The sequence below is a fragment of the Phreatobacter sp. genome, from assembly GCF_052440005.1.
Classification (GTDB): domain Bacteria; phylum Pseudomonadota; class Alphaproteobacteria; order Rhizobiales; family Phreatobacteraceae; genus Phreatobacter.
The window spans coordinates 1-21912 of record NZ_JBQVQL010000065.1; the positions used below are offsets into that span (position 1 = coordinate 1).

Genomic DNA, 21912 nt, shown 5'->3' on the forward strand with positions numbered 1-21912 from the left:
GCCCTTTGTCATGCCGTCCTACCGCTGGTGGCAGACGCCTTTTTACGGCCTCGGCCTCAAGCTGTACGACCTGCTGGCCGGCGGCGCGGGCCGCGTCATCGCCATCGAGCGGGACGCCCGCTGCCTGCCGGCGCTGGCCGAGATCGCGGCGGCCTATCCCGGCCGGCTCGAGGTGATCGAGGGCGATGCGCTGAAGGTCGATTTCGGGACGCTGACGGGCGGCGCGCCGGCCCGCATCGTCGCCAACCTGCCCTACAATGTCGGCACGAACCTGCTCACGGGCTGGCTCACGGGAGAGGCCTGGCCGCCCTGGTACCAGTCGCTGACGCTGATGTTCCAGAAGGAGGTGGCCCAGCGCATCGTCGCCCCTCCCGGCAGCGATCCCTATGGCCGGCTCGGCGTGCTCGCGGGATGGCGCACGACCGCGCGGATCATGTTCGACGTCGCACCCTCGGCCTTCGTGCCGCCGCCGAAGATCACCTCGTCGGTCGTGCATCTTGTGCCGCGGGCGGAGCCCCTTCCCTGCGCGGTGAAGATGCTGGAGCGGGTGACGCTCGCCGCCTTCGGCCAGCGCCGCAAGATGATCCGCCAGAGCCTCAAGGGCCTCGGCCGCGATCCCATGCCGCTCATCGAGGCGGCGGGACTCGACCCGACCGAACGGGCGGAGAACCTGACCATCGACGACTTCTGCCGGCTGGCGCGGCTGGCGGCGGGGTGATCAACCTCGCAGAGTCATCGCGGCAGCCGGCGGAGGATCATCCTGCAGCTGCGACGGGGCGGGCCGATAACATGCGAAGCGGGACGTAAACGTCCCAAGCCCTCCCGACCACTTCCGCAAGCTGTTGCTATATCCGAAGAAATTGATGAGCGGCACGTGGGTCTCCACGACAGACACCTCGCCGTCGTGCTGCTGCGCAAGAACCTCACCACGCCGTTTCGCCAGATCTGCGAGGACTACTTCCGTACTGGCATCGGGAACGGTCACCGTGACCGCAAGGATCGGCTCCAGCAGAACGACGCCGGCTCGCTGGATCGCCTGTCGCGTCGCGGTCTCGCCCATGCGCCTGAGCGTCGCGGCGTCCGTACGACCTTCGGCGGCCACAACAGAGATCGCCATGCCAGCCATCTGAAATCCCCATCCGGGGCCCTTGCCGAGCGCCAGTTCTATCCCCTCCCGCAGAGCCGCTGCGCCGTCAGCGCCTAGAGCCACGTCCGCGCCAATGATCGAGACAGACAGGCTCGCCAGCGAATGGACGCGAAAAGTCAGGCTCATAAAGCCTTCGCCAATGCGCTGCCGACGCTCCAAGTCCATCGGCCGAGCGATGGTTTCCCGGAAGGCTACGGTCGGAGCGCCGCAGGCTACTTCGATGCCATGATCTCGTCGCAGGGCGCCGATGGCGGCATCAAGGTCGATCTCACTGATGCCGCCGAGCTGGATTTCGACAGTGTTTTCGCCTGACACGTGAAGGCCTGGATAAGACGATGCGAGCGCCCGCAAAGCTGTGAGCAGACGTTCTCGCTCGCTCTCGATGAGCGGCGAAACGGGCAGATTGACCAGCGGCCAGGGCGCGGCAGGCGTTTCGCTCATGCCGCGAAATGTGTCAGTCGATATACGCGCCGACAAGTGGCCTGCGTCAGCCCGGAATACGGCCGTTGCCGAGGATGACGTCGAGATCCCGGCCGAGCTCGGCGATCAACGCCTCGAGCTTGGGGCGGCGGCGCTGCTTCAGCCGCTCGGCATGGAGGATCGCCTTCAGCTCGGCGAAAGCGCGGCCGAGGTCGTCATTGACGAGGATGTAGTCGAAATCGCCCCAGTGCCCGATCTCGTCGCGGGCCGTGCGCAGGCGCTTGAGGATGGCGGCTTCGTCGTCGCTGGCGCGGCGCTTCAGCCGGTCGATCTGCTCGGCGACCGAGGGCGGCAGCAGGAAGACGGTCGCCATGTCCTCGCGCACCATGGCCGCGAGCTGCCTCACGCCGGCGACGTCGATGTCGAAGAGCACGTCCTTGCCGGCGGAGAGCGCGTCCTCCACGGCCCGGCGCGGCGTGCCGTAGCAATTGCCGTGGACCTCGGCCCATTCGAGAAGCTCGTTCGCCTCGCGCATCCGCTCGAAGGCGGCCCGGTCGATGAAGTGGTAGTGCACGCCGTCGATCTCGTCCTTGCGGCGGGCGCGGGTCGTTACCGACACGGAGAGCGCGATGTCTGTCTCCTCGGCGAGGAGCTGGCGCGTCAGCGTGGATTTCCCCGCCCCCGAGGGCGAGGTGAGGATGAGCATGAGGCCTCGGCGGGCCGTGACGGGATCGGCCATGCCTACTCCAGATTCTGGACCTGTTCGCGGAACTGCTCGACCACCGCCTTGAGGGCGAGGCCGGTCGCCGTGAGCGTCACGTCGTTCGCCTTGGAACAGAGCGTGTTGGTCTCTCGGTTGAATTCCTGGGCGAGGAAGTCGAGCTTGCGGCCCACGGCCCCGCCCTCCCTCATGAGCTTGCGGGCGGCGGCGACATGGGCCTCGAGCCGGTCGAGCTCCTCGCGGATGTCGGCCTTGGAGGCGACCATGAGGGCCTCCTGGTGCAGGCGATCGGGATCGAAGTTGCGGCCGGGCTCCATGAGCGCGGCGATCTGGTCGGCGATCTTGGCGCGGATCGCCTCGGGGCGGCGGCAGGGGTTGTCCTCGGCCTCGCGCTTGAGGGCGGCAATCTCGTCGAGACGGTCGGTGAGCACCGCGCCGAGGGCGGCGCCCTCGCTCTTGCGCATGTCGAGGAGGCGGGCGAGCGCTGTGTCGAGGCCAGCGAGGACGTCGGCGACGAGGCGGGCCTTCTCCTCCTCGCTCTCCTCGGCCTCGACGACGTCGATGACGCCCTTGATGGCGAGGAGGCCGTCGATGGCGGGCGCGCGGGCGTCGATCCGCTCGGCGATGAGACGGGCCGCCTCGGCGACCTGCGCCAGAACCGCCTCGTTGATGCGTACTTCCACCGCTCCGGTCTCGCGCTTGACCGCAAGGGAGGCGAAGACCGAGCCGCGGGCAACGGCGGCTGACACTTTCTGGCGGATGGCCGGCTCGGCGGAATCGAGGCTCGGCGGCAGCCTCAGCTTCACGTCCAGGCCCTTGGAATTGACCGACTTGATCTCCCAGGCCCAGAGGGCCGCGCCCGTCACGCCTTCGGCACGGGAGAATCCCGTCATGCTGGACAGGGCCATGGCTTCCTCTGCGGCGGACTGACCCCGAGGGCGTTAAGTCGCCGCCGGGGCGAGGTCAAGCGTCCTTGGGCACCACCCCGTCAGCGGGTGGCGCGCGGAGGGGTTCCGGCCGGGGTCGCGGGGGTGTCCGCGGTCGCCGCGGGCGTGCCGCCCTGCTCGGCGCGCTCGCGCTCAATGCGGCGCCAGTTGGCGACGTTGCGGTTGTGCTGCTCCAGCGTCTCGGCGAAGACGTGGCCGCCGGTGCCATCGGCGACGAAGAAGAGGTCGCGATGGCGCACCGGATTGGCCACGGCCTCCATGGCGGCGCGGCCGGGATTGGCGATCGGCGTCGGCGGCAGGCCGTCGATCTGGTAGGTGTTGTAGGGCGTCAGGCGCTGGATCTCCGACTGGAGGATCGGCCGGCCCAGGGCACCGCGGCCGCCGACGATGCCGTAGATGATGGTCGGGTCGGACTGCAGGCGCATGCGGCGGTTGAGGCGGTTGACGAAGACGCCGGCGACGCGCGGGCGCTCCTCCGCCTTGCCGGTTTCCTTCTCGACGATGGAGGCGAGGATGACGAGCTCCTCCGGCGTGCGCAGCGGCAGGTCCTGGCTGCGGCGCGCCCAGATCTGCTGCAGGAGACGCGTCTGGAACTGCGTCATCTGGTCGATCATCTGCTGACGGGTGGTGCCGCGGGTGAAGCGGTACGTGTCCGGCAGGAGCGAGCCCTCGCGCGGGATGCGCGCGATGTCGCCGGTGAGGACGTCGTTGTCGCGCAGGCGGCCGACGATCTGCTCAGAGGTCAGGCCCTCGGGGATGGTGACGCGGTATTCGATGGGCTTGCCGTCGAGGACGATGGCGAGGGCCTCGGCGGTCGAGGCCGCGCGGGGGAAGAGATACTCGCCCCACTTCAGGTCGCCGCGCACGCCGTAGAGCTGGACGGCGGCAGAGAAGAGCAGCGCGCTGTTGATGACGCCGTTGCGCTCGAGGGTCTGGGCGATGGCCTCGGCGGTCGAGCCGCGCTCGATGAACACGGCGCGGTCCTGCTGCAGCGGGCCTGCGGCGACGAAGGCCTGGCGGGCATAGAGGAAGGCGGCCATGCCACCGACGAGGCCGACCAGCAGAACCGTGATGATCAGGTTGCCGATGACGACCCACTGGTTGCGGGCATGGCGCGAGGCCGGCGGCGGCGGCGGCGCCGATTCGGGCTCGAGGGCCGCGCGGGGCGACTTGATGGCCGGTCGGGACCCGTTCTGCGGGTTGGGTCCGGGATGATCGCTCATGGGGCCGCGCTCTGGTCAGGTGCTCGCATCACGGTGGGGAGTGATGCGCAGGGAATGTGGCGAAAGGCGGGTCCCCGCCTCAAGCCGCAGCCCGGAAGATGACCGAGGCGTTGGTTCCGCCGAAGCCGAACGAGTTCGACAGCACGGTCTCGATGGAGCGCTTGCGCGCCACATGCGGCACAAGGTCGATGGCCGTCTCGACGGAGGGATTGTCGAGGTTGAGGGTCGGCGGCGCCACCTGGTCGCGAATCGCCAGGATCGAGAAGATCGCCTCGACGGCGCCGGCGGCGCCCAGCAGGTGGCCGATGGACGACTTGGTCGAGGACATGGAGATCTTCGAGGCGGCGTTGCCGACCAGGCGCTCGACGGCGCCGAGCTCGATGCCGTCGGCCATGGTCGAGGTGCCGTGGGCGTTGATGTAGTCGACGTCGGAGGCGCTGATGCCGGCGCGCTTGAGGGCGGCCTGCATGCAGCGGAAGGCGCCGTCGCCGTCCTCGGCTGGGGCCGTGATGTGGTGGGCGTCGCCGGACAGGCCGTAGCCGATCACCTCGGCATAGATCTTGGCGCCGCGGGCCTTGGCGTGCTCGTACTCCTCCAGCACGACCATGCCGGCGCCCTCACCCATGACGAAACCGTCGCGATCGCGGTCATAGGGCCGCGAGGCGCGCGTCGGCTCGTCGTTGAAGGTGGTGCAGAGCGCCCGGCAGGCGGCGAAGCCGGCGAGCGACAGGCGGCTGATGGGCGATTCGGTGCCGCCGGCGACCATCACGTCGGCATCGCCGAAGGCGACGAGGCGGGCGGCGTCGCCGATGGCGTGGGCGCCCGTCGAGCAGGCGGTGACCACCGCGTGGTTCGGGCCCTTGAGACCGTGGGCGATGGAGACGTAGCCGCCGGCGAGATTGATCAGGCGGCCGGGAATGAAGAAGGGCGAGATGCGGCGCGGGCCCTTCTCGCGCAGGATCAGGGCGGCCTCGGCGATGCCGTCGATGCCGCCGATGCCGGAGCCGATGAGGACGCCGGACGTATTCTGCTCATCGGGAGTCTTGGGATGCCAGCCGGCGTCGTCGAGGGCCTGCTTGGCGGCGCACATGGCGAAGACGATGAACTCGTCGACCTTGCGCTGCTCCTTCGGCTCCATCCAGTCGTCGGGATGGAAGGCCCCGGCGCCCTCGCGCGGAATCTGGCAGGCGATCTTGGCGGCGATGTCGGAGACGTCGAACCGCTCGACCTTCGAGGCCCCGCTCTCGCCCTTGATGAGCCGAGACCAGGTTTCCTCGACGCCGCAGCCGAGCGGCGTGAGAAGGCCCATTCCCGTCACAACTACGCGGCGCATCATCGTCTCACCCATGTCCCGCCCGGTGAACGAAAAGCCGGAGACGCTGCGCGCTCCCCGGCTCTTCGGACGTCAAAGTCGAATTTGACGGTGCTGAAATCAGGCGCTGGCGGCCTTGTCGAGGAACTTCACGGCGTCGCCGACCGTCAGGATCGTCTCGGCCGCGTCATCCGGGATTTCCACGCCGAACTCTTCTTCGAACGCCATGACGAGCTCGACGGTGTCGAGGCTGTCGGCCCCGAGGTCGTCGATGAAGCTCGCGGTCGGAACGACCTTCTCGGCATCGACGCCGAGCTGTTCCACGACGATCTTCTTCACGCGTTCAGCGGTATCGCTCATTAGATTATCCTCGTTCCATCCGACGATGAGGCACCGCTCTCGAACGGATGCGGTGTGCGGCTTAGAAAAGTCTTGCAGGCGGCGCGCCGCGTCGCCGTGAATTCCGGATCGATTGGGAAGCCCCTTGCCCGAACCTGAAGGCTCTCTATCACAGGCCTTCCGGTTTTGCCAGCACGCCTCCCAACAGACGAATAACTCAACTAGATCATAGCCATACCACCGTTGACGTGGAGTGTCTGCCCGGTGACGTAGGCCGCTTCCTCCGACGCAAGATAGACGACTGCGGCGGCGATTTCATCCGCCTGGCCCAGCCTGCCGGCCGGAACGCGCGTCAGGATCGTCTCCTTCTGCTTGTCGTTCAAGACGTCGGTCATGGCGGTTTCGATGAAGCCGGGGGCGAGGCAGTTCACCGTGACGTTGCGGCTGGCGATTTCGGCGGCGAGCGACTTCGACATGCCGATGAGGCCGGCCTTGGCGGCGGCGTAGTTGCCCTGGCCGGGATTGCCGGTGACGCCGACCACCGAGGTAATCTGCACGATGCGGCCCCAGCGCCTGCGCATCATCAGCTTGGCGGCGGCGCGGCTCAGGCGGAAGTTGGCGGTGAGGTTCACCTGGATGACCTGATCCCACTCCTCGTCCTTCATGCGGATGAAGAGGTTGTCGCGGGTGATGCCGGCATTGTTGACGAGGATGTCGAGCCCGCCCATGGCCGCCTCCGCGGCAGGCACCAGCGCGTCGACCTCGTCGAGAGCCGAGAGATTGGCGGGAAGGGCGTGGGCCCGCTCGCCGAGGCCGGCGGCGAGCTCCTCCAGCTTCTCCCGACGCGTGCCGGAGAGGGCGACGGTGGCACCGCGTCCGTGCAGTGCGCGGGCGATGGCGCTGCCGATGCCGCCGGTGGCGCCGGTGACGAGGGCTGTCTTGCCGGTCAAGTCGAACATGGTCGAACTCCCTGTCAGCCGCGCGCGGCCTTGAACGCCGCGACGTCGTCCGGCGTTCCTATGGCGGTTCCGGTGGCGCCGTCGGCAATGCGCTTGACGAGACCGGTCAGCACCTTGCCGGAGCCGATCTCGTAGAAGGTGGTGACCCCTGCCCCGGCCATGGCGGCGACGCATTCGCGCCAGCGCACCGTGCCGGTGACCTGCTCGACCAGGCGGCGGACGATCTCGGCGGGATCGCTGACGGGAGCGGCGACGACGTTCGCGACGACGGGCACGACGGGCGCCTTCACCGTCACCTTCGCCAGGGCCTCGGCCATGGCGTCTGCGGCCGGCTGCATCAGGGCGCAGTGGAAGGGGGCGGAGACGGGCAAGGGAATCGCGCGCTTGGCCCCCTTCGCCTTGGCGATCTCGCAGGCGCGATCGACGGCAGCCTTGTGGCCGGAGATGACGACCTGGCCACCGCCATTGTCATTGGCGGCCTGGCAGACCTCGCCCTGGGCTGCCTCGGCCGCAACTGCCACGACGGCGTCGAAGTCGAGGCCGAGGATGGCGGCCATGGCGCCGGTGCCGACCGGCGTCGCCGCCTGCATGGCGTTGCCGCGGATGCGCAGCAGGCGCGCGGTGTCGGCAATGGAGAAGGTGCCGGCGGCCGCGAGGGCCGAATATTCGCCGAGGGAGTGGCCAGCGACGAAGGCGGCGTCGCGGGCGAGGTCGAGGCCGGCCTCCGCCTCAAGCACGCGGATGGTGGCCAGCGAGACGGCCATCAGCGCCGGCTGGGCGTTCTCGGTCAGCGTCAGGGTCTCGATCGGTCCGTCCCACATGACGGCGGAGAGCTTCTGGCCGAGCGCCGCGTCGACCTCGTCGAAGACCGCGCGCGCGGCGGGAAAGGCATCGGCGAGCGCCTTGCCCATGCCGACGCTCTGGCTGCCCTGACCGGGAAAGGTGAATGCGGCTGTCATGGACCGGACCTCGCGACGCCCCTGAGAAGGTGCGCGGGACTGGCATCGGGCCGGCGCGGAGTCAAGCGAGACACGCGCCTGTCGACAGTCCGGACCGTTTCAAACCTCCCCCTTGCAAGAGGGTCGGCGATGCTCGATATGTAACATTATAACGTATGAGGATCCCATGTCGTCCGACCGCCTCCTGCCCGTCACCGTCCTCTCCGGCTTCCTCGGGGCCGGCAAGACGACCCTGCTCAACCACATCCTTAACAACCGCGAGGGCCGGCGGGTCGCCGTCATCGTCAACGACATGTCGGAGGTGAACATCGACGCCGACCTCGTGCGCGATGGCGGAGCGGACCTGTCGCGGACGGACGAGAAGCTGGTCGAGATGACCAACGGCTGCATCTGTTGCACCCTCCGCGACGATCTCCTCACCGAGGTGCGCCGCCTCGCCGAGGCCGGGCGCTACGACTACCTGCTGATCGAAGGCACCGGAATCGCCGAGCCTCTGCCGATCGCGGCGACCTTCTCGTTCCGCGACGAGGAAGGCCGGGCGCTGGAGGACGTGGCGCGGCTCGACACGATGGTGACGGTGGTTGACGCCATCAACCTGCTGAACGATTTCGGCAGCCGGGACTTCCTGAGGGATCGCGGCGAGACCGCCGGAGGCGAGGACGAGCGCACCCTCGCCGATCTCCTCACCGACCAGATCGAGTTCGCCGACGTCGTCATCGTCAACAAGATCTCCGACGTGGACGTCGAACGGCGCGATCTCGTCCTGAAAGTGGTGCGCGGCCTGAACCCTGATGCCCACGTCATCACCACGGACTTCGCAGCGGTCGACCTCGACGAGGTTCTCGACACCGGCCGCTTTGCCCACGAGAAGGCCGAGATGCATCCGCTCTGGGCCAAGGAGCTCTATGGATTCAAGGATCACGTGCCGGAGACGGAGGAGTACGGGATCTCCTCCTTCGTCTATCGCGCGGCCCGCCCCTTCGACCCCAGGGCCTTCGACGCCTTCCTGAAGGCGACCTGGCCAGGCCTGATCCGCGCCAAGGGCCACTTCTGGCTGGCGACGCGGCCGAACTGGTGCGGCGACCTGTCGATCGCCGGTGCCGTGTGCCGCACGTCGGCCATGGGATTCTGGTGGATCGCCGTGCCGAAGGCGCGGTGGCCTCAATCCGAGGAGTGGCGCCAGATGATCAAGCGGCACTGGCACCCGGTCTATGGCGACCGCCGGCAGGAACTGGTCTTCATCGGGACGGGGATGGACGAGGCGGCCATGCGTGCCGCACTCGACGGATGCCTGCTTGGCCGCGCCTCGGCCACTCGCTTCAATCCCGAGGAGTTCGCGGGCCTGCCCGACCCCTTCCCGGCCTGGCGGCGGGAGGCCGATGCAGCGTGACGCGTCAGTGACCCGGGCGGTCGGTGATCGTGACGACGAGCTCCTCGCCCTCGAAGAACAGGGTCTCGGTCCCGACGTGCGAGAGGTCGTCGGGGACCGCGAGCTGGACCTCGCCGCGGGCAACGGCCTCGACGAGCGCACGGCCAAGGGAGCGGCGTGCCGTCTCGTCCTCGGCGAAAACGCCGAGTTCCTCGCAGGTGCGGTCGAACTTGCGCTTGATGAGAGTGAGGTCGCGCGCCGTCAGGACGCAGCTGCGACTTTGGGTGTGATGAACGTCGGCCATGGATTCGCTCCCGGAAAGGTCCGCCTCGCGAACTATTTCTTCTTGTTTCATCGCATCACGGCAGGATCATGGCGTCAGTCGGCGAGGCTGTAGCGCTTCTTCTTTTTTGGGGGAGCGCCGCGCGTGAGGTCCTCCGGACTGGCCGGACGGTCGGCGCGGGTGCCGGCGCCGATCTCATCGCCCCCGGCCCGGTCCTCGCCGCGGTTGCCGGCCGCAGCGTTCCCGTCGGGGCCGGCCTCACGGGGAACATCCGATCGTCTCGTCCCCGGCTTGGGCGTGCTGGCCATCGTCGTCTCCCCGATCATCCGCGTCTCACAACCCGCCCGCCGGGGGCGCGGTTCCAGGGCGGGACGGCTAAAAACGTCACGGCTGCTGCGGCAAGCGCTTGAATCCGCGCGGCGATCGCGTATAAGGCCGCCTTCGCTTCGGTCGGCCGGTGGCTGAACGGACGGCAGGCTCTCCTGCAGGATGGTTTTCTTCATCCGTCGTCCGGTGTCTCCGCCTTCGAGAAAACTGTCGGGCCTGTCCAGGGCTCGGGGGGCTTCGCGCCGAATGAAGCGTCACTCGAACCGGAGACAGGCCGAATGCCTCTCTATGAACATGTGTTCCTGGCGCGCCAGGACGTGACGTCTCAGCAGGCGGAAGCGCTTGCCGAGCAGTACAAGGGCGTTATCGAGGCCCATGGCGGCTCGGTGCCCAAGGTGGAGCCCTGGGGTCTGAAGTCGATCGCCTTCCGCGTTCGCAAGAACCGCAAGGCCCACTACACCCTGATGAACATCGATGCTCCTCCGGCGGCGATCTCCGAGATGGAGCGCCAGATGGCGATCAACGAGGACATCCTGCGCTTCATGACCGTGAAGGTCGAGGAGCTCGAGGAAGGCCCGTCGGCCATGCTGCAGAAGCGCGACCGCGACGATCGCGGTGAGCGCGGCTTCGGCGGCGACCGCGGCTTCGGCGGTGGCGGCGGTCGTGACCGCGGCTTCGGCGGCGGTGGCGGCGGCTTCGGGGGTGGCGGTGGCGGTGGCGGCGGTGCCCGCCGGTTCCGCGATCGTGATGGCGGCGACGTCGAAGTCGCTGCTGAAGTCGAACAGACGGAGGAGTGACCATGTCTGCCGCAGCCGGTGGCGCCCGTCGCCCCTTCTTCCGCCGTCGCAAGACCTGCCCCTTCTCCGGCCCGAACGCGCCGAAGATCGATTACAAGGACGTGCGTCTCCTGCAGCGCTACATTTCCGAGCGCGGCAAGATCGTTCCGTCCCGCATCACGGCGGTCTCCGCCAAGAAGCAGCGCGAGCTCGCCCAGGCGATCAAGCGCGCCCGCTTCCTCGGCCTGCTGCCCTACGTGATCAAGTGATTGGCCTGCGGCGGGACGCGCCAGCGCCCCGCCGCAACCTTCTGACGACGTGAATCGTCGGCCGTGCCGGTCCAGACCGCCGCGGCTGAAGCTGGGGATCCTCCCCTAACCCTCTGCCATGAGCGGGACAGCTGACGATGGGACCGACCCTCGCCATCGCCTTTGGGGCAGGACTTGCCTCCGCACTGCTCTTCGCGACGCTCGCGTCGGGGAGCCCGATGGCGCTCATCCTGTTCTATTTCGCCGCGCTGCCCGTGCTCATCGCCGGGCTCGGCTGGGGCCACTATGCCGGCGCCTTCGCCGGCACGATCGGCGCGCTCGCCCTGTCGGTGGCGCTGCGCTCTCAGTTCGGCCTGTTCTTCTTCTTCTCCGTCGGCCTGCCCGCCTGGTTCCTCACCTATGCGGCCCTGTCGCTGCGCCCGGCGCCGCGGGAGGACGATCCCGAGGCCGTCGAGTGGATGCCGGCCGGGATGCTCCTGACCCTGATCGGCGCCGGGGCGGTGCTGCTGACCCTCTTCGCCATCATCGCCCTCTACGGCCTCGACTACACCGCCTTCCAGGCTTCCATTCGCCTTGCGGTGGGCCGCACGCTCGACCAGGTGCGCGCCGGCAATGTCGACCGCGAGGCGCTCGTCACGCTGATGGCGGCGGCGGTGCCGGTGGCTGCGGCCGTGGTCTGGACCTTCGTCACCACGGTCAACCTCTACTTTGCCGGCCGCATCGTGCGCGCCTCGGGCCGCCTCATCCGCCCCTGGCCGGACCTGCCGGCGCTGAAGCTGCCGAAATGGACGTCGCTGGTTCTCCTCGCCGGCTCCATCGGCTCCTTCGCCTCCGGCTTTCCGGGCCAGATCGCGGCGATCATGCTGGCGGTGGGCCTCGCCATCTACGCGCTCCAGGGCTTTGCGCTGGCGCACGACATCACCCGCGGCTGGGGCATGCGGGGCTTCGCCCTCGGCCTGCTCTACGCCCTCACCTTCGTCATCGGCTGGCCGATGATCTTCGTGGCGCTCGCCGGCCTCGCTGACGTGCTCTTCGACATCCGGGCGCGGCGCAAGCCGCCCGCGCCTCCCTTCAACACGTGAAACACACTGACTGATCAAGGAGTATCGTCATGCAGGTCATCCTTCTCGAGCGCGTCGCCAAGCTCGGCTACATGGGCGAAGTGGTGGACGTGAAGCCGGGCTATGCCCGCAACTTCCTCCTCACCACCGGCAAGGCGCTGCGCGCCACCGAGGCCAACCGCAAGAAGTTCGAGACGATGAAGGCCCAGCTCGAGGCCCGCAATCTCGAGCTGAAGAAGGACGCCGAGGCCGTTGCGGCGGAGCTCGACGGCACCTCCTACGTGCTGATCCGTCAGGCCGGCGAGACCGGCCAGCTCTACGGCTCGGTGTCGGCCCGCGACCTGTCGGACGCCATCACCGCCGCCGGCATCACCGTCTCGCGCGCCATGATCCAGCTCGACACCCCGATCAAGACGATCGGCCTGCACAAGGTCACCGTGTCGCTGCACCCGGAGGTCGACGCGACCGTCACCGTCAACGTCGCCCGTTCCGAGGGCGAGGCCAACCGGCAGAGCGAGGGCGAGGATCTCACCCAGCGCGCCGACGAGCCGACCTTCGAGACCTTCAACCCGGAAGAGTTCGGCGATTCCGAGGGCTGAGCCCCGGCGCCGCCCTCCCCGGGCGGCGCTCTCCCGTCCAAACGAAAACGCCCGGTCTTGCGACCGGGCGTTTTTGCATGTCCAGGGGGTGACGGGCCGCAGGGCGACCCGCCGTCCTCAGCGTCAGTAGCGGGCGATGATCGGGGCCGCCGGCAGGGCCGGCGCGCCGAAGAGGTAGCTCACGCCGACGCGCACCGCATGGGTGTCGACCCGGTTGCGCACGTCCGAGGCGTTGACGTTGATCGCGCAGGGGTCGGTGGCAAGGCACGAGCGCGAGCCGTAGGCGGTGTAGCGGTACTCGGCGCGGATCGACCAGTTGTGGGTCAGCTTGTGCTCCATGCCGGCGCCGATGACCCAGCCCCAGCGGGTCGCCGAGTACTTCACCACGTGGCCGATCGGGTTGTTGCAGTCGTCGAGCACGGTGCAGGCGGTCATGTTGGCGACCGCGAAGCCGCCGAGCAGGTAGTACATCGACTTGTGGTGCACGAAGCCGGCGCGGGCCACCAGCGAGGCCTGCCAGTTGATGCCGATGCGCTGCTGATACTGGTTGCCGCCGACCGCCGGGGCAGTGAAGGCGACGTTGCCGTTGTACCAGGGCGAGTTCGACTTGCCGCCCGGGCCGTCGAGGCTGAACTCGGCGCCGAGCAGGAAGGCGCCGAACAGGCGCTGGATGCCCAGGTGGACGCCGTAGTTGAACTGCGCCTTCATGTAATCGTATTCGAAGTTCCACACCTGCCGGCCGGTGCCGTCGTCACGCGTCGTACCCGTGGCGTCGGAGTGGAAGCCGCGGTTGTGAACGAACTGGGTGCCGACGTGGCCGCCCAGGTAAACGCCACTCCACTGGTCGCTGTACTCGTAGGACGGCGCGACGACCTCGGATCCGCGCAGGATCGGGGCACCGAGATCGGCCGCTCCGGCGGCGCCGGACGTCAGGAGAACCGCAGCGGCGGCCATGGGTATTGCGACACGCTTGAACATGGGAGCGCCCCTTGGAAATGAACGATTCACCGCGATTGCGGCTCGCATGAGGGATCGCACGTTAATCTTAACGTTAGGTTTCCAAGGGCCGCCCAAGTAACGCGGGGGTTGTAGTCTTTCGCTAGCGGCGACTTGCTTGCCGGCAGGCGTGGTTTCCGGGCCACAGCGGCGCGCCCGGAAGCTGGGGCGGGAGTCAACCGTTCTCCTGCGATGCGCTCCCTTCCCGGCGGGGCCTGTGAGAATCGGGGAGAGCGGGCGATGATGGGCGCTGCTGCCAAAGGATTGGCCCCGGCGCCGCTCAGCTCTGCTAGACAGGCCTGCCCAGCACAGACCCAGAAGCCCCATGTCCGCCCTGCCCGCCTTGAAATCCGTTGGTCCGTCCGACCTGCCGTTCCGCCAGGCCCCGCACAACATCGAGGCGGAGCAGGCGCTGCTGGGCGCGATCCTCGTCAACAACGAGGCCTTCTACCGCGTCTCGGACTTCCTCGAGCCGAAGCACTTCTTCGACCCGTTGCACCAGAAGATCCACGAGATTTCCTCGCAGCTGATCCGTGCCGGCAAGATCGCGACGCCGGTGACGCTGAAGACCTTCATGAACGACGCGGCCATCGACGTCGGCGGCATGACGGTGGCGCAGTATCTGGGGCGCCTCGCGGCGGAAGCCACGACGATCATCAACGCCGAGGATTACGGCCGGGCGATCTATGACCTCGCCATCCGCCGCAACCTGATCCTCATCGGCGAGGGCATGGTCAACGTCGCCTACGACGCGCCGGTGGACATGCCGCCGCGCCAGCAGATCGAGGATGCCGAGAAGAGCCTGTTCGAGCTCGCCGAGACCGGCCGCTACGACGGCGGTTTCCGCCGCTTCACCGACGCCATGGCGCGCGCCCTCGACATGGCCGCCGCCGCCTACCAGCGCGACGGCAAGCTGTCGGGCATCTCGACCGGACTGAGCGATCTCGACCAGCGCCTCGGCGGCCTGCAGCACTCCGACCTCGTCATCCTCGCGGGACGACCGGGCATGGGCAAGACGGCGCTCGCCACCAACATCGCCTTCAACATCGCCAAGGCCTACACCTTCGAGGTGGAGCCCGACGGCACCCACAAGACGACGAACGGCGGCATCGTCGGCTTCTTCTCGCTCGAAATGAGCGCCGACCAGCTCGCCACGCGTATCGTCGCCGAGCAGGCGGCCATCCCCTCCTACAAGATCCGGCGCGGCGACATGCGCGAGGACGAGTTCTACAAGCTCACCCAGGCGGCGCAGGAGATCCAGTCGCTGCCGCTCTACATCGACGACACGGGCGGCCTGTCCATCGTCCAGCTCGCAGCGCGCGCGCGGCGGCTGAAGCGGCAGCGCGGCCTCGACTTCATGGTGGTGGACTATCTCCAGCTGCTCTCCGGCTCGTCGAAGAAGGGCGAGAACCGCGTCCAGGAGCTGACCGAGATCACCACCGGCCTCAAGGCGCTCGCCAAGGAGCTGCACGTGCCGATCATGGCGCTGTCGCAGCTCTCCCGTCAGGTCGAGAACCGCGACGACAAGCGCCCGCAGCTGTCGGACCTGCGCGAATCCGGCTCCATCGAGCAGGATGCCGACGCCGTCATGTTCGTGTTCCGCGAGGAATATTACCTGAAGAACAAGGAGCCGAAGCCCGGCACCGAGGAGCACCTGAAGTGGCAGACCGACATGGCCCAGGTCCATGGCCGCGCCGAGGTGATCATCGGCAAGCAGCGCCACGGCCCGACCGGCACGGTCATGCTGCAGTTCGAGGATTCGGTGACGCGCTTCTCCGACCTCGCCGACGCCGACCGCCTGCCCGAGCGCTTCGAGTGACCGCATGACCATTCCGCCAAACGAGGCCGGCGCGGTCCTGACCATCGACCTCGGCGCGCTCGCCGCCAACTATCGGGCAATCGCCGCCATGGGGGCCGGTGTTCCCACGGCGGCGGTGGTGAAGGCCGACGCCTACGGGCTCGGCATCGAGAAGGCCGGCCCGGCGCTCGCCGCGGCGGGCTGCTCCACCTTCTTCGTCGCCCATCTGTCGGAGGCGAAGCGGCTGCGCGCCGCGGTCCCGTCCGCCACCATCTACGTGCTCAACGGCCTCTTCGGCGCCGCGCTGGACACCTACTTCGCCCACAACATCCGCCCGGTGCTCGGCAGCCGCGGGGACGTGGAGATCTTCGCCGCCCATTGCGAGACGGTCGGCCGCCGCCTGCCCGCCGCCGTCCACGTCGACACCGGCATGAACCGGCTGGGGCTCGACCTCGCCGAGGCGGCCCTGCTCGCCGAACCCGGGGCGGCAGCGCTCGCCTTCGAGCCGGCGCTGCTGATGAGCCATTTCGCCTGCGCCGACGATCCGGCCCATCCGCTCACCGCCCGGCAGATCGACCGCTTCCAGCAGATCCGCGGGCTGTTTCCCGGCATCCCCGGCTCGCTTGCCAATTCCGCAGGCTGCATGCTGCCTGCGGCCCGGCACGACCTGATGCGCCCGGGCGTGGCGCTCTACGGCGCCCGTTTCGTGGCCGATCGCGACCCGCTCGCCCCGGTGATGACGCTGGAGGCGCCCATCATCCAGGTGCGCGGCGTCAGGGCGGGCGACACGGTCGGGTACGGGGCGTCCTGGACGGCGGCGCGCGCCAGCCGCATCGCCGTCGTCTCGGTCGGCTATGCCGACGGCTACCTGCGTCAGGCCGGCTCCACCGACCGGAAGACCGGCGCGCCCATGCGGGTCAACGGCGTCCTCTGCCAGCCCGCCGGCCGCGTCTCCATGGACCTTATCGCCATCGACGTGACGGAGGCGGGTGCCGTCGCCGCCGGCGACACCGCGACCCTTATCGGCGATGGTATCGGCGTCGACGACGTGGCGGAGGCGGCCGGGACCATCGGTTATGAAATCCTCACGAGCCTCGGCAGGCGCTACCACCGGCGCTACACCGGCTGAGGGCCCTCCCCGGCCTTGTGACCATCCAGGAGCGCCATGATATACGTGGCCTGCCAAGTATCGGGTGGAGGCCGGAATGCGCGTTGCAAGGTGGGGGAACAGCCTCGCGGTCCGGCTGCCCCAGTCGGTCGTCGAAGCGCTGCAGATCGCCGAAGGGGACGAGATCGAGGTCAGCGTGGTCGGTTCGCGCGCCCTCGAGATCGGGCGAGCCCCCGGGCAGGAGGAGCTCCTGCTGCGGCTGAGGCGCTACCGCGGCGCCTTCCCGAAGGGTTTTCGCTTCGACCGGCTCGACGCCAATGAAGCCGGGTAAGGCGTTCATCGACACCAACGTCCTGATCTATCTCGCTGCGGCGGAGGAGGCCAAGGCAGACCGGGCGGAGGAGTTGCTGCGTGCCGGAGGCATCGTCAGCGTGCAGGTTCTCAACGAGTTCGTCTCGGTGGCGCGGCGCAAGACGGCCCTCCGCCTGGAGGATATCCGAACCATCCTCGATGTCGTCCGCGGGTTTTGCGAGGTGACCCCGCTGGACCTCGCCACCCATGACCTCGCTCTCGACATCTGCGGGCGGTTCGGCCTGTCGATCGATGACAGCCTCATCGTCGCCGCCGCCGCCCGGGCGGGTGCGACGACGCTGTGGACGGAGGATCTCCAGCACGGCCAGACGATCGCCGGCGTGACTATCGCCAACCCTTTCACGGCCTGATAGGCAGGCCTTCCGCTCATCCGGCAGCACGTCATGGCCCGCTCCACCACCACTTATGTCTGCCAGTCCTGCGGCGCGACCTACGGCCGCTGGCAGGGCAAGTGCGAGAGCTGCGGGGCCTGGAACACCATCGCCGAGGAGAGCGTCGCCGCGACGGGCGTTGGCGGCGCGCCGGCCAAGAGCGGCAAGTCGCGCGGGCGCGCCTTCGCGCTGGCCGGGCTCGACGGCGTCAACGACCAGGCGCCGCGCACCGAAACGCAGGTGGGCGAACTCGACCGGGTCTTCGGCGGCGGACTCGTGAAGGGTTCGGTGATCCTGATCGGCGGCGATCCCGGCATCGGCAAGTCGACGCTGCTGATCCAGGCCTCGGCCCGGCTCGCCCGCATGGGCCACCGGGTCGTCTACATCTCGGGCGAGGAGGCGGTGGGCCAGGTGCGGCTGAGGGCCGAGCGGCTCGGCCTCACGGCATCCCCCGTCGAACTCGCGGCCGAGACCAATGTCGAGGACATCGTCGCCACCCTGTCGGAGGGCGTCACGCCGCGTCTGGTGGTGATCGATTCCATCCAGACCATGTGGACGGATTCGGTGGAGAGCGCCCCGGGAACGGTGAGCCAGGTGCGCTCGGCGGCGCAGGTGCTGATCCGCTTCGCCAAGAAGTCGGGGGCCGCTGTCATCCTCGTCGGCCACGTCACCAAGGACGGCCAGATCGCCGGCCCACGGGTGGTCGAGCACATGGTCGACGCCGTCATGAGCTTCGAGGGCGAGGGCGGCCACCATTTCCGCATCCTGCGCGCGGTGAAGAACCGCTTCGGGCCGACCGACGAGATCGGCGTGTTCGAAATGACCGGCAAGGGCCTGCGCGAGGTCCCGAACCCCTCCGAACTCTTCCTCGCCGGGCGCGATCTCGGAGCGCCGGGCACAGCCGTCTTCGCCGGGATGGAGGGCACGCGGCCGGTTCTCGTGGAGATCCAGGCGCTCGTCGCGCCTTCCAGCCTCGGGACACCGCGGCGCGCCGTGGTGGGCTGGGACCCGGCGCGGCTCTCGATGGTGCTCGCCGTGCTCGACGCCCATTGCGGCGTGAGGCTCGGCAGCCACGACGTCTATCTCAACGTTGCGGGAGGCCTGAGGATCGCCGAGCCGGCGGCGGACCTCGCGGTTGCGGCGGCCCTCGTCTCCTCGCTCTCGGGGGCCGTGCTGCCGGCCGACGCGGTCTATTTCGGCGAGGTGAGCCTCTCCGGGGCGGTCCGGCCTGTGGCGCAGGCGGCGGCCCGCCTCAAGGAAGCCAAGAAGCTCGGCTTCACCAAGGCCGTGGTGCCGGAGATCGCGCGTGGCGAGACCGGCGAGACGGGGCTTGCGGTGCAGGCCGTCACCGGGCTGTCGACGCTGGTCGCCGATATTGCGGCCTCGGGCGTGGCACGGGAGCGGCCGAAGGCGGCGGCGGGCGAGTAGCCCGCGCCAAAGGGACGCCGGGGCGCAAGCCCCACGCGAGGGGGGATTGAGGATGGGCAATCTGAGGCGCGTCTTCCTGGCCGGCGTCCTGTTGCTGCTGCCGCTGGCGGTGACGGCCTTCGTGGTCGGCTGGTCGGTGACCTTCATCTATGGCTTCGTCGGGCCGGGGACGGTGGTGGGTCGCTTCCTCACCTCCCTCGGCCTCGGCTTCTCGTCATCCTCGCTCGCCGCCTATCTCATCGGCATCCTCATCGTCATCGGCGTGATCTACCTGCTTGGCCTCGTGGCCATCGTGCTGCAGGAGCGGCTGCAGGACGCCCTCGACCGGATCATGCGGCGCATTCCGCTGATCGGCACGGTCTATGAGCTGTCGCGGCGCTTCGTCTCCATGGTGGATCGCAAGGACGCCGACGGGCTGAAGAGCATGAGCCCGGTCTGGTGCTTCTTCGGCGGCGAGCCGGGCGGCGCCGCGGTGCTCGCCCTGCTACCGTCGCACGAGGCCGTCATGGTGGGCGAGCAGCGCTATCTCGGCATCCTCGTCCCGACCGCGCCGGTGCCCATCGGCGGCGGCCTGATCTACGTACCGGAGACCTGGGTGAGCCCGGCCGACATCGGCATCGACCAGCTGATGAGCATCTACGTCTCCATGGGCGTGACGCCTCCGAAGGCGGTGGCGGCGCCGGCGCCCACGACGGCGACCTGACCGCACGAAAAACCGGCCCTCCCGCCACAATTCGGACCGGTCGCCGTGGTCAGGATCGCTCGCGCCCGGGACGGGGTGACGCGGGCCGGCCGCCTCGCTATAAGCGCGGGGTCGCGCACGGGTTTTACCGACTCGGCACCACCCGAACCTTGCATTCCGGAGCCGAAATCGATGCCGGTCACCTATCTCGATATCGGCCTCGCCGCGATCATGCTGATCTCCGCGTTGCTGGCGATGGTGCGCGGCTTCGTCCGCGAGGTCCTGTCCATCGCCTCCTGGGCGCTGGCGGCGATCGCGACCTGGTACGCCTATCCGCGGCTGCTGCCGATCGCCCAGACGCAGATCACCAACGAATTGCTCGCCAAGGCGATCGTCATCGCCGGCGTCTTCCTGACCGTCCTCGTCATCGTATCGCTGATCACCATCAAGATTTCCGACGCCATCCTCGATTCCAAGATCGGCGTTCTCGACCGCACCCTCGGCTTCCTCTTCGGCCTCGGCCGCGGCCTCGTGATCGTGGTGGTGGCCTTCGCCTTCTTTACCTGGCTCGTTCCCGGCCCGAACCGCCCGGACTGGGTGACGCGCGCCAAGTCCTACGCGCTGCTCGAACAGACCAAGGACTGGCTGATTTCCCAGCTGCCGCAGGACATCGAGGGGTCCGACATCCTGCGCCGCCTCAACCGCTCGGCACCGGGCACGACGCCACCCGGGACGACGCCGCCCGCGACGACGGCTCCGGGCACCGCGCCTGCGACGCCGGCACCGGGGGCGACGCCACCGCGCCAGCCCTGAGGGCTGGCGTCCGCTGTTCTTCCGGCGCATGGTCGCCGTGCATGGGGTGGACCTATCGTTCCGGCGCATCAGCCCGCATATGACGCGACGGGCTGACGACCAATGCCTTCCAACGACGAGGATGCGATGACGCAATCCCTTGAAGTCCGCCATCACGAGGCTGACGAGCCCTGCCGTGACGACCTCGTCCTCGATGTCGACACCGACCGGCTGCACGAGGAATGCGGCGTCTTCGGCGTCTACGACCATCCGGACGCCGCGGCGCTGACGGCCCTCGGCCTGCACGCGCTCCAGCATCGCGGCCAGGAGGCGGCGGGCATCGTCTCCTTCGACGGGGCGCGCTTCCATTCAGAGCGGCGCATGGGGCTCGTCGGCGACAACTTCTCCCGCCGCGAGGTGATCGAGCGCCTGCCCGGGCAGTCCGCCATCGGCCATACGCGCTACTCCACGACCGGCGGAAACATCCTGCGCAACGTGCAGCCGCTCTTCGCCGAGCTCGAGACCGGCGGCTTCGCCGCGTGCCACAACGGCAACCTCACCAACGGCCTGACGCTGCGCCGGCGCCTGATCGCCGACGGCGCCATCTATCAGGCAACCTCCGACACAGAGGTGATCCTGCACCTCGTGGCGCGCTCGCGCCGCAACCGCTTTGTCGACCGCTTCATCGACGCCCTCGGCCAGATCGAGGGCGGCTACGCCTTCGTCGGCATGACGAACAAGAAGCTGATCGGTGCCCGCGACCCCCTCGGCATTCGTCCGCTGGTGATCGGCGAGCTCGACGGCAAGTTCATCCTGACTTCCGAGACGGTGGCGCTGGACATCATCGGCGCGCGCTTCGTACGCGAGGTGGAGAACGGCGAGGTGGTCGTGATCGACGAGCGCGGGCTCGAGTCGATCAAGCCCTTCCCGGCGCGCCGCAAGCGCCCCTGCATCTTCGAGTACGTGTACTTCGCCCGCCCCGACTCCATCGTCGACGGCAAGAACGTCTACGGCATGCGCAAGCGCATCGGAGCCATCCTCGCCGAGGAGTCGAACGTGCCCGCCGACGTCATCGTGCCGGTGCCCGATTCGGGCGTGCCGGCGGCCATCGGCTACGCCCAGGCCTCGGGCCTGCCCTACGAGCTCGGGATCATCCGCAACCACTATGTCGGCCGGACCTTCATCCAGCCGACCCAGTCCGTCCGCGACCAGGGCGTCAGGATGAAGCATTCGGCCAACCGGGCGGTCATCGAAGGCCAGCGGCTGGTGCTCGTCGACGACTCCATCGTGCGCGGCACCACCTCGCGCAAGATCGTGCGGATGATGCGCGATGCCGGCGCGCGGGAGGTGCATTTCCGCATCGCATCGCCGCCGATCAAGTACCCCGACTATTATGGGATCGACATGCCCGACCAGGATAAGCTTCTGGCCGCCCACATGTCGATCGACGAGATGCGCGACTATCTCGGCGTCGATTCGCTCGCCTTCATCTCCATCGACGGGCTCTACCGGGCGCTCGGCGAGCCGGCCCGCAATGCGGCGCAGCCCCAGTTCACCGACCACTACTTCACCGGCGACTATCCCACGACCATCACCGACCTTGTGGGCGAGGGCGCCAAGCAGCTCTCGCTGCTGGCCGAGGCGAGCTGACGAG

At 68.6% G+C, this 21912-nt stretch carries 25 protein-coding genes; 14 read left to right on the forward strand and 11 right to left on the reverse strand.

Annotated features, from left to right (window positions below; genetic code table 11):
* Positions 1-718, forward strand: a 718-nt coding sequence (locus ACT6XY_RS15720; RefSeq protein WP_444749271.1) for an rRNA adenine N-6-methyltransferase family protein, incomplete at its 5' end; no start/stop codon positions are given.
* On the opposite strand, the gene ACT6XY_RS15725 is transcribed toward ACT6XY_RS15720, so the two are convergent.
* The 8 genes from ACT6XY_RS15725 to fabD all read right to left on the reverse strand — a co-directional run bounded on the left by ACT6XY_RS15725 (position 719) and on the right by fabD (position 8027).
* A complete protein-coding gene (locus ACT6XY_RS15725) occupies positions 719-1588 on the reverse strand; it encodes a hypothetical protein (RefSeq protein WP_444749272.1) in 870 nt (289 codons plus the stop codon).
* Positions 1589-1634: 46 nt separating this feature from the next.
* Entirely contained in the window at positions 1635-2306 is a 672-nt protein-coding gene (gene gmk / locus ACT6XY_RS15730; RefSeq protein ID WP_444749273.1) for a guanylate kinase, read from the reverse strand.
* Positions 2307-2308: 2 nt separating this feature from the next.
* Entirely contained in the window at positions 2309-3196 is an 888-nt protein-coding gene (locus tag ACT6XY_RS15735) for a YicC/YloC family endoribonuclease (protein ID WP_444749274.1), read from the reverse strand.
* 80 nt (positions 3197-3276) lie between these two features.
* On the reverse strand, positions 3277-4458 hold the full coding sequence (gene mltG, locus ACT6XY_RS15740; RefSeq protein WP_444749275.1) for an endolytic transglycosylase MltG: 1182 nt from the start codon (positions 4456-4458) through the stop codon (positions 3277-3279).
* Positions 4459-4537: 79 nt separating this feature from the next.
* Positions 4538-5791 (reverse strand): beta-ketoacyl-ACP synthase II, encoded by a 1254-nt coding sequence (fabF, locus tag ACT6XY_RS15745; protein WP_444749276.1) that lies wholly within the window; start codon positions 5789-5791, stop codon positions 4538-4540.
* 99 nt (positions 5792-5890) lie between these two features.
* Positions 5891-6130, reverse strand: coding sequence for an acyl carrier protein (locus tag ACT6XY_RS15750; RefSeq protein ID WP_106747857.1), 240 nt, complete (start codon positions 6128-6130; stop codon positions 5891-5893).
* Between the two features lie 200 nt (positions 6131-6330).
* Positions 6331-7068, reverse strand: a complete 738-nt coding sequence (gene fabG, locus ACT6XY_RS15755; protein WP_444749277.1) for a 3-oxoacyl-[acyl-carrier-protein] reductase — start codon at positions 7066-7068, stop codon at positions 6331-6333.
* 14 nt (positions 7069-7082) lie between these two features.
* The gene (fabD, locus tag ACT6XY_RS15760; protein ID WP_444749278.1) at positions 7083-8027 is read right to left on the reverse strand and encodes an ACP S-malonyltransferase; all 945 of its coding nucleotides are present in this window, start codon (positions 8025-8027) and stop codon (positions 7083-7085) included.
* A 166-nt stretch (positions 8028-8193) separates the two neighbouring features.
* On the opposite strand from fabD, the gene zigA reads away from it, so the two are divergent.
* Complete coding sequence (gene zigA / locus ACT6XY_RS15765; RefSeq protein WP_444749279.1) at positions 8194-9417, forward strand: zinc metallochaperone GTPase ZigA; 1224 nt, start codon at positions 8194-8196, stop codon at positions 9415-9417.
* Between the two features lie 4 nt (positions 9418-9421).
* Here zigA and ACT6XY_RS15770 read toward each other — a convergent pair whose 3' ends face one another.
* Both ACT6XY_RS15770 and ACT6XY_RS15775 read right to left on the reverse strand, forming a co-directional pair.
* Positions 9422-9700 (reverse strand): hypothetical protein, encoded by a 279-nt coding sequence (locus ACT6XY_RS15770; RefSeq protein ID WP_444749280.1) that lies wholly within the window; start codon positions 9698-9700, stop codon positions 9422-9424.
* A gap of 74 nt (positions 9701-9774) precedes the next feature.
* Positions 9775-10182 carry a hypothetical protein gene (locus tag ACT6XY_RS15775; RefSeq protein WP_444749281.1) on the reverse strand — a complete coding sequence of 136 codons (408 nt, stop codon included), beginning with the start codon at positions 10180-10182 and terminating at the stop codon, positions 9775-9777.
* Between the two features lie 102 nt (positions 10183-10284).
* Here ACT6XY_RS15775 and rpsF point away from each other — a divergent pair, with 102 nt between their 5' ends.
* The 4 genes from rpsF (at position 10285) to rplI (ending at position 12711) form a co-directional block, all read left to right on the forward strand.
* On the forward strand, positions 10285-10803 hold the full coding sequence (gene rpsF, locus ACT6XY_RS15780; protein WP_444749282.1) for a 30S ribosomal protein S6: 519 nt from the start codon (positions 10285-10287) through the stop codon (positions 10801-10803).
* A 2-nt stretch (positions 10804-10805) separates the two neighbouring features.
* On the forward strand, positions 10806-11051 hold the full coding sequence (gene rpsR, locus ACT6XY_RS15785) for a 30S ribosomal protein S18 (protein ID WP_106747850.1): 246 nt from the start codon (positions 10806-10808) through the stop codon (positions 11049-11051).
* A gap of 137 nt (positions 11052-11188) precedes the next feature.
* Entirely contained in the window at positions 11189-12133 is a 945-nt protein-coding gene (locus tag ACT6XY_RS15790) for a DUF2232 domain-containing protein (protein ID WP_444749283.1), read from the forward strand.
* A 29-nt stretch (positions 12134-12162) separates the two neighbouring features.
* Positions 12163-12711 carry a 50S ribosomal protein L9 gene (rplI, locus tag ACT6XY_RS15795; protein ID WP_444749284.1) on the forward strand — a complete coding sequence of 183 codons (549 nt, stop codon included), beginning with the start codon at positions 12163-12165 and terminating at the stop codon, positions 12709-12711.
* Between the two features lie 123 nt (positions 12712-12834).
* On the opposite strand, the gene ACT6XY_RS15800 is transcribed toward rplI, so the two are convergent.
* The gene (locus ACT6XY_RS15800; protein ID WP_444749285.1) at positions 12835-13689 is read right to left on the reverse strand and encodes an outer membrane protein; all 855 of its coding nucleotides are present in this window, start codon (positions 13687-13689) and stop codon (positions 12835-12837) included.
* Positions 13690-14032: 343 nt separating this feature from the next.
* On the opposite strand from ACT6XY_RS15800, the gene ACT6XY_RS15805 reads away from it, so the two are divergent.
* The 8 genes from ACT6XY_RS15805 (at position 14033) to purF (ending at position 21908) form a co-directional block, all read left to right on the forward strand.
* Positions 14033-15526: a replicative DNA helicase gene (locus ACT6XY_RS15805; RefSeq protein WP_444749286.1), complete on the forward strand. Its 1494-nt coding sequence runs from the start codon at positions 14033-14035 to the stop codon at positions 15524-15526.
* A 4-nt stretch (positions 15527-15530) separates the two neighbouring features.
* Entirely contained in the window at positions 15531-16634 is a 1104-nt protein-coding gene (alr, locus tag ACT6XY_RS15810) for an alanine racemase (protein WP_444749287.1), read from the forward strand.
* A 76-nt stretch (positions 16635-16710) separates the two neighbouring features.
* Positions 16711-16944 carry an AbrB/MazE/SpoVT family DNA-binding domain-containing protein gene (locus ACT6XY_RS15815; protein ID WP_444749288.1) on the forward strand — a complete coding sequence of 78 codons (234 nt, stop codon included), beginning with the start codon at positions 16711-16713 and terminating at the stop codon, positions 16942-16944.
* The gene (locus tag ACT6XY_RS15820) at positions 16931-17335 is read left to right on the forward strand and encodes a PIN domain-containing protein (RefSeq protein ID WP_444749289.1); all 405 of its coding nucleotides are present in this window, start codon (positions 16931-16933) and stop codon (positions 17333-17335) included. The genes ACT6XY_RS15815 and ACT6XY_RS15820 overlap by 14 nt, the downstream gene beginning before the upstream one ends.
* A gap of 33 nt (positions 17336-17368) precedes the next feature.
* Complete coding sequence (radA, locus tag ACT6XY_RS15825; RefSeq protein WP_444749290.1) at positions 17369-18784, forward strand: DNA repair protein RadA; 1416 nt, start codon at positions 17369-17371, stop codon at positions 18782-18784.
* Positions 18785-18836: 52 nt separating this feature from the next.
* Positions 18837-19487 carry a DUF502 domain-containing protein gene (locus ACT6XY_RS15830; RefSeq protein WP_444749291.1) on the forward strand — a complete coding sequence of 217 codons (651 nt, stop codon included), beginning with the start codon at positions 18837-18839 and terminating at the stop codon, positions 19485-19487.
* Between the two features lie 171 nt (positions 19488-19658).
* Positions 19659-20279, forward strand: a complete 621-nt coding sequence (locus ACT6XY_RS15835; protein WP_444749292.1) for a CvpA family protein — start codon at positions 19659-19661, stop codon at positions 20277-20279.
* Positions 20280-20405: 126 nt separating this feature from the next.
* The gene (gene purF, locus ACT6XY_RS15840) at positions 20406-21908 is read left to right on the forward strand and encodes an amidophosphoribosyltransferase (RefSeq protein ID WP_444749293.1); all 1503 of its coding nucleotides are present in this window, start codon (positions 20406-20408) and stop codon (positions 21906-21908) included.
* Positions 21909-21912: the final 4 nt, after the last annotated feature.